Source organism: Paenibacillus sp. 01L418 (assembly GCF_056400045.1).
This window is the reverse complement of sequence record NZ_JBFTSN010000238.1, coordinates 1-10095: the sequence shown is the minus strand read 5'-3', so window position 1 is coordinate 10095 and position 10095 is coordinate 1. Positions and strand designations below refer to the sequence as shown.

Here is a 10095-nt window from a genome sequence, read left to right as displayed (position 1 = left end):
CACCCTCTCAGGTCGGCTACGCATCGTCGCCTTGGTGAGCCGTTACCTCACCAACTAGCTAATGCGCCGCGGGTCCATCTATAAGTGATAGATTGCTCCATCTTTCCCGATTCAGTCATGCGACCATATCGCGTATCCGGTATTAGCATTCGTTTCCGAATGTTATCCCAGTCTTATAGGCAGGTTACCCACGTGTTACTCACCCGTCCGCCGCTAAGYATCAGAGGTGCAAGCACCTCATCAACTCCGCTCGACTTGCATGTATTAGGCACGCCGCCAGCGTTCGTCCTGAGCCAGGATCAAACTCTCCAAATTGGTGTTTGAAATGCTCATTACTTTTTTATCGCTTTTTTCGCTTATCCCGAAGGATTTGCGAGGCAGTTATTACTCGTTGTTCAGTTTTCAAAGAGCAATCTTTTCTCTCTCGTCGACCGTGTATCTCGTTGGCGACCTAGATAATATATCATAGGCGTATATAGCATTGCAAGTGTTTTTTTTATTATTTACGAAAAAGTTTTCAACACTCCTATTTGCCTTCTAATTGCGCAATCGTTGCTTCGCTTCCTCCTCACCTATATTGAAGAAAGACATAAAAAAACGAGCTCTGCGATTTCCGCAAGCTCGTATAACTTCTAATATGTTTTTGTAACTGTATATTGAGCTGCATCCTTGATAAGCTCATACTTTTTCTTGCCCTTCTTTAGACCCGCATCAACTGTCGTATCAATCGTAACCCATTTCCCATCCAAGTACACTTCGTTCCAAGCATGATAAACATCCACATAAGTAGATTGTCCCATCAAGAGCTTCGTAGGGATATCCACGCTCCGCAGCATTGCCGCAAACAATGAAGCGTATCCGTAGCAGATATCCTTTCTCGATTTAAATGTGCGATCAATATTGGGGAGGTAATCAACTGACAGATTAGCAGCTAATTGATTATCATAACTTACATTCGTAATAATATACTCGTAGATTGCCTTTACTTTCTCCATATCCGTTTTTTTATTGCTCGCTAATTCTTTTGCCTTGACGATGGCGCTGCTCGCATTCGACCAGTCAATGTTCTGGATGGAATTCAAGTACAAAACCTTGTTGTCTTTCAAATCAAGCGTCACCGTTTCTTTCTTCGCCAGTTTGTATTTGTTGCCTGTTGTATTCTCTAGAACAGATATCGTATATTCGCCATTGCCAAGCTGCAATGGAAACTTCTCAGCTGTTTTTCCGCCGGTTAGATTATATGTATAGTTTGATGCGCCTTTTGCGATCATAAGCTTCGTTTTCACTTTAGTGTTCACTGCATATTGTACGGAGACAACACCTTTATCTAAATTCCCCGTATTGAGCCAATCAGAAGAGTCCGCTTCATTTGCCTGAACGACCGTTACATGGATGGATGCAAAAAGAACAAAAGCTGCGATGACTAACATAAATTTACGCATGAATATACTCCCTTCGGTAGCTGGCTGCCATCTTACGGAAGGCCCTTTAGCTTTGCGTCCCTACCTTTCGATAGGTTTGCCATTATCGTGTGAAGCGCTATGTGATGAATTTCCCTATAAAAACAAAAAAAGCCTGTTCATTCGGTAGCTGGCTGCCATCATACGGAAGGCCCTTTAGCTTTGCGTCCCTACCTTTCGATAGGTTTGCCGTTATCGTGTAGCGCTTTATTAGTTCTATTCTACCATATGAATCTAGCAAATCAATAGATTGTACTACAATATCAATCATAATTTGAATGTTTTTAAGGATTGTTGTTGCAAATTCTCGATATTAGAAAAAAAGAACCGTTGGCTGCTAAAAGCCAAACGGTTCCTTGTTTCTTTCTTATTCAGCAGAACGCTGATCTCTCATATGAGGGAACAACAGTACATCACGAATAGATGGAGCATCTGTTAGAAGCATGATCAATCGGTCGATACCGATTCCTAGTCCGCCTGTTGGCGGCATGCCGTATTCCAGAGCGCGGATAAAGTCTTCATCCATCTCATGCGCCTCGTCATTTCCATGCTCACGCTCAACAAGCTGCGACTCGAAACGCTCACGCTGATCAATCGGATCGTTAAGCTCCGTAAATGCATTAGCATGCTCACGTGCTACGATGAATAGCTCAAAACGATCGGTGAAGCGTGGATCTGCTTCGCTCTTCTTAGCAAGCGGCGAAATAGCAACCGGATGTCCTGTAACAAAGGTTGGCTGAATAAGCGTGTGCTCACCGAACTGTTCAAAGAAAGCGTTGAGAATATGACCAAACGTCATATGCGGATCAACGGCAACTTTGTGTTCTTTCGCCAAACGATGGGCTTCCTCGTCGCTCATTTCCACGCCGAAATCTACGCCAGTCGTTTCTTTGACAAGCTCAACCATGCTGACACGGCGCCACTGAGGTGTCAAATCAATTTCTTGGCCTTGATAAGTGATTTTCGTTGTTCCAAGAACCTCTTGCGCAATATGTGCGATGACATTCTCTGTCAATGCCATAATATCCTTGTAATCCGCATAAGCCTCGTAAAGCTCAATCATTGTAAACTCTGGATTGTGGCGAGTCGAAATCCCCTCATTCCGGTATACACGGCCGATCTCATATACTTTCTCCAATCCGCCTACAATCAGTCGCTTCAAATGAAGCTCGATTGCAATACGCATGTAGAGCTGCATGTCCAGCGCATTATGATGCGTTTCGAAAGGGCGTGCTGCAGCACCGCCTGCAATGGAATGCAGCGTTGGTGTTTCTACTTCTAAATACCCGCGGGAATCTAGGTAGCGACGCATGGATTGAATGATTTTGGAACGAGTAATAAAGGTTTGTTGGACGTCGGGATTCACGATAAGGTCAACATAACGCTGACGATAACGAAGCTCTACGTCTTTCAAGCCATGATATTTATCAGGCAATGGAAGAAGCGACTTTGTCAAAACTTCAATATCACGCGCTTTGACAGAGACTTCGCCTGTATTCGTTTTGAATACAACGCCTACTACGCCAATGATGTCACCGATATCCAGCAAGTCAAAAGCTGCAAACTTATGCTCTTCAACGGAATCTTTACGAACATAAATTTGAACCTTGCCGCTCAAATCTTGAATCGTAGCAAAACCCGCTTTGCCCATGCCGCGTTTCTGCATAATACGGCCAGCAATACGCACTTCAACCGCTTTTTCTTCTATTTCTTCTTTGCTGAGCCCTTCATAGGCTTGTACAATATCTTTGGCGTTATGAGTGCGTTCGAACTTTCGGCCGAATGGATCCACACCTAACCCTCTAAGCTCGTCCAATTTGTTTCTGCGAATTTGCAAGAGCTCACTTAGCTCCTGCTGTTCATTGTTTTCTTGTTCCACTTCTTTCATCTCCTTGATCATTCGGCAAAAGCAAGCAGCTGTCACCGGATTCATGCAGCAAAATCTCGTTTCGCAATAAAATATAAGCAATGTATAGACCTGTAATATACGTTCTTATATTTTAAACGTTCAAAAAGCTTCCTACAAGGAAGCTTTTTGAACCGCTCATAGCAAACATTATTTTTTGATATCGAGAATTTTGTATTGAATAATGCCGACTGGTACGCTAACTTCGACAACGGTGCCTTTTTTCTTGCCTAAAATCGCTTTACCAACCGGGCTTTCATTTGAAATCTTGTTTTGCAAAGGATCGGCTTCCGCTGTACCAACAATGGAATAATCCATTGTGTCGCCATACTCCATATCCTCAACCGTTACGATCGAACCGATGCTCACGGTATCAATATCAATATCGTCATTATTTATAATACGCGCATTGCGCAACATTTTCTCAAGGGTAAGAACGCGGCCTTCGATAAATGCTTGCTCATTCTTCGCATCTTCATATTCCGAGTTTTCGCTTATATCACCATAGCCAATTGCTACTTTAATACGTTCAGCTACTTCACGACGCTTGACCGACTTTAGGTTCTCTAATTCATCTTCGAGCTTTCGCAGCCCTTCTTGAGTCAGAATGATTTGCTTATCGTTCATCTTTCCGATTCTCCTGTCATGTGACTAATTTTTCATACCTTGTATGAATTCACTGTTACCTAATATATTACGCTTCTTATTCCTCATACCAACTGTTGTTTGAAGCGCTCTTGATGTCTTCGTTAGATTATATTGCACGATTATATTGCAAAGTTACCCTGAATGTCAATCAAAGCCAGACGACCCATTGAAACCGTTTCATTTCTGAAATGTAGAGCAGAAGCCGCATGATAGCGGCTTTTGTCGAATGGTGTCGGCTCGCTCCCGTTACGGGGTAAATCGCATAACCGATCTATTTGTATTTTAGTAAGCGTCTACTTCTGCAGAACCCGCTTCATTGCTGAAACAGCACTGACAGCTTGGAATTCTTCGTCCTCTCCAAGCGAGTGGACGTAGTTTTCCAAAATCGCTACCATCGGATCACAGCCGGTATGTTCGAGCAGCCTTTTTGCATCCTCTGGTGAGAAAACGTCGCCATTCCCAATTACGGGAATCGATACCGCTACTTTGACATCCTTTATAATGTCCCAATTAGCCTTACCCGTATACTACCATGCAAAATGGCCTTGTCGCTTACCATCTCCGCACATACAAGACCCGTTCCAAACTCCTTGGCAATTAATCAAAGGCAGAATAGCACACGCTTGCCATCGGCGCTAGCACCACTCTGTTCTTCATTTCGATGCCACCGATTTTCAGCATGTCACTCCTTCCTCCTCTTCTAATTGCTTATGGTTCATGTCTTGTGTACCAGACAGCACTATTCACGGTTATCAGACATTAATTCCTCATAGCTGATTCCGAGCGTCTTAGCGATATGATTTAATAACTTCGTATCCGTCTTTCTTGTTCCTCGCTCCAATGAGCCAAGAACGGCCACCGATACGCCAAGCTCCTTGGCCAGCTCCTGCTGAGTATAGCCCTTCAGCTTTCGAAAGGCTCTGACGCGCTGCGCCAATTGATTGTTTTCCATAACGTAATGCCTTCCTTTCCATCCAGAAGCGCTGCTTCAGATACTGCGCTTACCTCGGACTGCAGCCGATGTGTTTGATCCAAAACATCATGCAGCGGAACGAGAACGAACGACCGCTCCATCATACGCGGATGCGGCAAAGTTAATTCCTCTTGATCCATTCTGACATTATCGTATAGGAGCAGATCAAGGTCAATGGTTCTCGGTCCCCAACGAATTTGTCGAACTCTACCGAGCTGCTGCTCGTACTCCAAAAGCTGACGCAAAAGCATTAATGGAGATAGTGTCGTTCGTACAGCTAATGCCATATTGATAAAGGGCGGTTGCTCTGTGTAGCCTACCGGATCAGTCTCATACATACCCGACACTTTGCTTACCACGATGTTCGGGTGCGCATCGATGAGGCTAATCGCTTCCAGCAGCAGTTGCTCACGGTTTCCCATGTTAGATCCTAAAGCAATATATGCCTCTGCCTGTGCGCCATCAAGCGGGAATTGTTCGTCCATCATTGTCCCGCTTTCTTCGCAGTTCTACCGTTACTCCGTCAAAATGGATATCAAACGGCGGGTTAGGCTTCGTTACTCGAACCGTCACTTCATTTACCATAGTATAAACTTCCAGTACTTGCGATGCAATGTGACCTGTTAAAGCTTCGATAAGCTTAAACGGAGGGCCCTCTACAATCGTTTTCGTGAGAGCGTGGATTTCTGCATAATTCACCGTACTGTTCAAATCATCGGTTAACGCCGCTTGCTCCAAATCCATATTGAGCTCAACATCCACATGATATTTCTGGCCTAGCTTGTTTTCTTCAGGAAATACGCCGTGGTAGCCGTAAAACCTCATCCCTTTGATCATCATTTTATCCATTATAGTCACTCTCCTAACGATGTACCTTATTTAAAATAAGAAACGGCATTCAACAACACAATTAATGTCGATATAAAATGGCGTCCGTCATAAGTGCAGTACGCTTAATTGCACGCACATCATGCACACGTACGATTTGGCAGCCGTGCGCAATGCCAAGAGCAACCGTCGCAGCCGTTCCCTCAACAAGCTCATCAACAGGCAGATTCAGCGTCTGCTTAATGAATCGTTTACGCGAGGTACCAAGCAGCACCGGATATCCAAGTGCATGCAGCTCGGATAGACGGCCAAGCAGCTCCAGATTATCCTCATAGGTTTTGGCAAAACCAATACCCGGATCTAGCCAGATTTGATCTTCAGCGATGCCCGCCGTTCGCGCAATGCTTACACTGCCCTGCAAATCTGCAAGTACATCGGGAACAAAATCATTATAGTCTCTCGCATGGCGGTTATGATTGATGATGACAGGACAAGCATATTCAGCTGCAACTGCGGCCATATTAGGGTCGCCCTTAAGCCCCCAAATGTCATTAATAATATGAGCACCCGCCTCTAACGCATGCCGTGCAGTCTCAGCTTTGTATGTATCGATGGATAAAGGAATGTGCGGCAGCGCCTTACGCAAAACCTGAATAACAGGAAGGATACGCCGCAGCTCTTCCTCCACTCCCACCGGCTCAAATCCTGGACGTGTCGATTCACCGCCAATATCAATAATATCAGCGCCTTCCTCCACCATCGCTTTCGCACGGGCAAGAGCCGCATCCACACTCGTGTAGCTCCCGCCGTCCGAGAAAGAATCAGGTGTCGCATTCAAAATGCCCATAATTAACGTACGCCCGCCTAACTCCAGCCTCGTTCCGCTGCCAAACACATATGTTCTTTTATAGAAATTTGGTTGTTGATCCATTGTTAGACCGCCATCCTTCTTCTTAATGTTACATGATTATAGAGCTTAGATAGCTCCAGCATCACCGTCAATTGTCGTCTGTCGGTAAAGAGTAAGCAATTGCTTTGTAATAGAACCTGCTTGACCGTTGCCGATAACTCTACTCACCCCGCCAGCTTCTGATAACAGAGTAACGGGAACGAGCTCCTGAATGGAATTGGTAAGCCAAATCTCATCGGCCGTTTGCAGCTTCTCCAAGCTATAAAGGCCCTCTTCGGTTTCATACCCTGCACTGCCAGCCAGCTCCAGAACTCGCTTGCGTGTAATGCCCGGCAATATGCCGGTGGCCAGTTCAGGCGTATATACAACATTGTCCTTAGCAAAAAACAAGTTGCTCACGATTCCCTCCGCCAACCATCCTTCTCGGCTGAGCATAAGACCCTCGGCCCCAGGCGCAGCACCACTGGCAAGCAGCTCTCGCTTAGCAATAATATTGTTCATATAATGGAGAGACTTAAAGCGAACCTCGCCCTCAGGCGTATTCCTCCTTGTCTGCAAAAGCCGCAGCTCCCGTCCGCGCATATGAACCGCATCATTAACCGGCGGCAAAGCCTTTACAAGCATTAACACATTCGGCTGTTCATAATCTCCTGTCGGCAACCCTAGCTCAGCTTCGCCTGCACTGACGGTTAGTCTTATATAGCCATCTTTTAATTCATTCGCCACAAGAAGCTCGTTAACGGAGCTGCTCAGCTCCTCCATATTAGGCGTGTACTGAATTCCTAGCTGATCACAGCCTGAGCATAACCGCTTCATATGCCTATCTAGTAAGTAAGGCTTCCCCTCATACGTGCGGAAAGTCTCGAACAAACCTATACCGTACAAAAAGCCGTGATCATAAACTGAGATCACGGCTTCGCTCGCATCCATTACGGAGCCGTTCAGTTCGACCTTCATCGCACTGCGCCCGTCCGATTTTGCAAGAAATTACGAAGCATCGTCAAGCCATGCTCCGTTATAATGGACTCAGGGTGAAATTGCACCCCTTCAATTGCATATTCCTTATGACGCAAACCCATAATTTCTCCTTCATCGGTTTCCGCTGTTATTTCCAAGCAATCAGGCAGCGTTTCACGGCGTACGATAAGAGAATGATAGCGAGTAGCGGTAAAAGGTGATGGCAAACCTTCAAACACGGACTTTCCTTGATGATAAATGGCAGACGTTTTGCCGTGCATCAGCTTCTCCGCACGTACCACTTCCCCGCCAAATGCTTGTCCGATCGATTGATGACCAAGACATACGCCAAAAATCGGGATTTTACCTTTAAAATGCTCGATTAGAGATAAACTAATGCCCGCTTCATTCGGTGAACACGGACCTGGTGATATTAAAATATGATCGGGCGCTAATGCTTCGATTCCGGCTAAATCTATTTCGTCGTTTCTTTTTACCGTAATATCTTCCCCAAGCTCACCCAAATACTGCACTAAATTGTACGTAAAGGAATCATAATTATCGATGACAAGAATCATGTTAAGGCTCCCCCTTTTTCCGTTTCCGCTGCCAAATCGACTGCTGCAAACCGTTCGCTGTACTGAATGGCCTTCCATAATGCCTTCGCCTTGTTTAGCGATTCTTTATATTCCCGCTCCGGCTCAGAATCAATAACGATGCCTGCTCCCGCTTGAATATGAACAACGCCTTCCTGAAGCACCATTGTTCTAATAATAATATTAAATTCCATATCTCCGCTGTAGTCAATCCATCCAAGCGAGCCCGTATACGGTCCTCTGCGTGTCGGTTCAAGCTCTTCTATGATTTCCATTGTGCGAATTTTTGGAGCACCTGTAATCGTTCCTCCGGGGAAGGTAGCCGATATAACATCGTAAGCATCTTTGCCGTTTGCAAGCTGTCCTACTACCTGAGAAACAAGATGCATAACATGCGAATATTGTTCAATAACCATAAACTCTTCGACCTTAACCGTACCATAGGTTGAAATCCGCCCAAGATCGTTCCGCTCCAAGTCAACGAGCATAATATGCTCCGCCCGCTCCTTCTCATTCGTGAGAAGTTCGTCAGCCAGGCGCCGATCCTCTTCCTCTGTCCGCCCGCGTCTACGCGTTCCAGCTATCGGTCTTGTGATCAGCTTGTTATCGTTGAGCTCAACGAGAAGTTCAGGGGATGCAGATACAATCTGAAAATCAGGACAACGCAGAAACCCCATATATGGCGATGGGTTAACTAGTCGAATCCATTCATAAAGTTCTTCCGGCGCAGCCGCAATCGCTTTGCTCTGACGAACGGACAAATTCACTTGAAAAACGTCACCCTGCTCAATATATCGCTGAATGCTGCGAACGGCGTCCATGTATGCTTGCTTCGAGAAAGGGGATGTGATGCCAGAAATCGAATCCACATCCAATTGCAATAAATCATCTGTCAACAAGCGCTGACGTTCTGCTCGAAGCGATATCGCCTTCGCCTGGGCGCGCTCCTCATCAAACCAGGTTAACCAGTAGTCGGTCATCCCTTCCGCTCTAGATGAAGCACGGTCATAAGCAGCACGCAGCTCCTCTTGATCCGCATTTTGATCTACTTTTGAATGGACAGCACAATACACTTTTGATTGCTCATGGTCGATTATCCATATCTCATTCATTTGCATGAATAAATAATCAGGAATATCCTGATTATCCTCGGCTAGCACCGGCAATCGTTCGATCGAACGGATGACATCGTAACCCCAGAATCCGATACAGCCGCCAACCCATTTAGGCCCATTCTCAAGCTTCGGCCCCAGCAAACCGCTCATCCATTCTCTCACAACCTCAAGCGGCTTACCTTCCCAGCGGCGCTTGCTTTGCTCCTCTAGCGAATGGAATTGTATTGACTCTGCTTGCAGTCCTTTTCCACGGATAACCCCGTCAGGATGCAATCCCAAATACGTATATCTTCCGTCCTTGCCGCTTTCTAGTACAAAAGCATGCGGCGAAGCGTCCTGCCATACTTCTTCCCATGACGTTACGTTCGCCCGATTACCGAACTCAAAGGGTAATTCTTTAACGAATGGCAGCGTCGTATATTTCTGTTCGGCGTGCCACCGAGTCCATTGCTCTATCGCGGTGATCATCACCTTCAACCCCCGAATACTTGACTTATTTTGCTCAGTATACAGAATAGCTAAGTAAAAAGAAAGCCTTCCATTCCGAGGAATGAAAGGCTGTTCGATATAGGCAGTAAAAATTAGTTTTCGAAGTTGAACAGCGGTGTGGAAAGGTAGCGTTCGCCGTTGCTTGGAACAATCGCAACAACACGTTTTCCTTCGCCAAGCTCTTTCGCAACTTGCAATGCCGCATAGATAGAT

Annotated in this window: 10 protein-coding genes, 1 rRNA gene, 2 pseudogenes and 2 riboswitches; all 13 genes and pseudogenes read right to left on the bottom strand. The window is 45.7% G+C overall.

The window, feature by feature from the left end; translation table 11 throughout:
* Positions 1 to 315, bottom strand: a 16S ribosomal RNA gene (locus tag AC1DSE_RS22870); the annotation flags it as partial.
* 317 nt (positions 316 to 632) lie between these two features.
* A complete protein-coding gene (locus AC1DSE_RS22865) occupies positions 633 to 1442 on the bottom strand; it encodes a transglutaminase-like domain-containing protein (protein WP_477511779.1) in 810 nt (269 codons plus the stop codon).
* Between the two features lie 12 nt (positions 1443 to 1454).
* Positions 1455 to 1533: riboswitch (cyclic di-GMP riboswitch) on the bottom strand.
* Positions 1534 to 1582: 49 nt separating this feature from the next.
* Positions 1583 to 1661, bottom strand: a riboswitch (cyclic di-GMP riboswitch).
* Between the two features lie 166 nt (positions 1662 to 1827).
* Entirely contained in the window at positions 1828 to 3348 is a 1521-nt protein-coding gene (gene lysS, locus AC1DSE_RS22860) for a lysine--tRNA ligase (protein WP_430061203.1), read from the bottom strand.
* 168 nt (positions 3349 to 3516) lie between these two features.
* Positions 3517 to 3993, bottom strand: coding sequence for a transcription elongation factor GreA (greA, locus tag AC1DSE_RS22855; RefSeq protein WP_076271320.1), 477 nt, complete (start codon positions 3991 to 3993; stop codon positions 3517 to 3519).
* A gap of 419 nt (positions 3994 to 4412) precedes the next feature.
* Positions 4413 to 4695 (bottom strand): annotated as a pseudogene (locus AC1DSE_RS22850) (tRNA-dihydrouridine synthase); the annotation flags it as partial.
* A gap of 58 nt (positions 4696 to 4753) precedes the next feature.
* Positions 4754 to 4966, bottom strand: coding sequence for a helix-turn-helix domain-containing protein (locus AC1DSE_RS22845; protein ID WP_054025845.1), 213 nt, complete (start codon positions 4964 to 4966; stop codon positions 4754 to 4756).
* Positions 4918 to 5475 (bottom strand): 2-amino-4-hydroxy-6-hydroxymethyldihydropteridine diphosphokinase, encoded by a 558-nt coding sequence (gene folK, locus AC1DSE_RS22840; protein WP_477511778.1) that lies wholly within the window; start codon positions 5473 to 5475, stop codon positions 4918 to 4920. Before folK ends, AC1DSE_RS22845 begins: the two co-directional genes overlap by 49 nt.
* Positions 5450 to 5836 (bottom strand): dihydroneopterin aldolase, encoded by a 387-nt coding sequence (gene folB / locus AC1DSE_RS22835; protein WP_477511777.1) that lies wholly within the window; start codon positions 5834 to 5836, stop codon positions 5450 to 5452. The genes folK and folB overlap by 26 nt, the downstream gene beginning before the upstream one ends.
* Before the next feature lie 61 nt (positions 5837 to 5897).
* On the bottom strand, positions 5898 to 6746 hold the full coding sequence (gene folP, locus AC1DSE_RS22830; protein WP_477511776.1) for a dihydropteroate synthase: 849 nt from the start codon (positions 6744 to 6746) through the stop codon (positions 5898 to 5900).
* A gap of 45 nt (positions 6747 to 6791) precedes the next feature.
* On the bottom strand, positions 6792 to 7682 hold the full coding sequence (gene pabC, locus AC1DSE_RS22825; protein WP_477511775.1) for an aminodeoxychorismate lyase: 891 nt from the start codon (positions 7680 to 7682) through the stop codon (positions 6792 to 6794).
* Positions 7679 to 8260, bottom strand: coding sequence for an aminodeoxychorismate/anthranilate synthase component II (pabA, locus tag AC1DSE_RS22820; protein WP_076271315.1), 582 nt, complete (start codon positions 8258 to 8260; stop codon positions 7679 to 7681). Before pabA ends, pabC begins: the two co-directional genes overlap by 4 nt.
* Positions 8257 to 9861, bottom strand: coding sequence for an anthranilate synthase component I family protein (locus AC1DSE_RS22815; RefSeq protein ID WP_477511774.1), 1605 nt, complete (start codon positions 9859 to 9861; stop codon positions 8257 to 8259). Before AC1DSE_RS22815 ends, pabA begins: the two co-directional genes overlap by 4 nt.
* Before the next feature lie 113 nt (positions 9862 to 9974).
* A pseudogene (locus tag AC1DSE_RS22810) lies at positions 9975 to 10095 on the bottom strand (cysteine synthase A); the annotation flags it as partial.

What these genes read in the sequence shown, in the direction of transcription:
- AC1DSE_RS22865 (WP_477511779.1), bottom strand. Translation starts at nt 1,442, where the DNA reads ATGCGTAAATTTATGTTAGTCATCGCAGCTTTTGTTCTTTTTGCATCC.
- lysS (WP_430061203.1), bottom strand. Translation starts at nt 3,348, where the DNA reads ATGAAAGAAGTGGAACAAGAAAACAATGAACAGCAGGAGCTAAGTGAG.
- greA (WP_076271320.1), bottom strand. Translation starts at nt 3,993, where the DNA reads ATGAACGATAAGCAAATCATTCTGACTCAAGAAGGGCTGCGAAAGCTC.
- AC1DSE_RS22845 (WP_054025845.1), bottom strand. Translation starts at nt 4,966, where the DNA reads ATGGAAAACAATCAATTGGCGCAGCGCGTCAGAGCCTTTCGAAAGCTG.
- folK (WP_477511778.1), bottom strand. Translation starts at nt 5,475, where the DNA reads ATGATGGACGAACAATTCCCGCTTGATGGCGCACAGGCAGAGGCATAT.
- folB (WP_477511777.1), bottom strand. Translation starts at nt 5,836, where the DNA reads ATGGATAAAATGATGATCAAAGGGATGAGGTTTTACGGCTACCACGGC.
- folP (WP_477511776.1), bottom strand. Translation starts at nt 6,746, where the DNA reads ATGGATCAACAACCAAATTTCTATAAAAGAACATATGTGTTTGGCAGC.
- pabC (WP_477511775.1), bottom strand. Translation starts at nt 7,682, where the DNA reads ATGAAGGTCGAACTGAACGGCTCCGTAATGGATGCGAGCGAAGCCGTG.
- pabA (WP_076271315.1), bottom strand. Translation starts at nt 8,260, where the DNA reads ATGATTCTTGTCATCGATAATTATGATTCCTTTACGTACAATTTAGTG.
- AC1DSE_RS22815 (WP_477511774.1), bottom strand. Translation starts at nt 9,861, where the DNA reads ATGATCACCGCGATAGAGCAATGGACTCGGTGGCACGCCGAACAGAAA.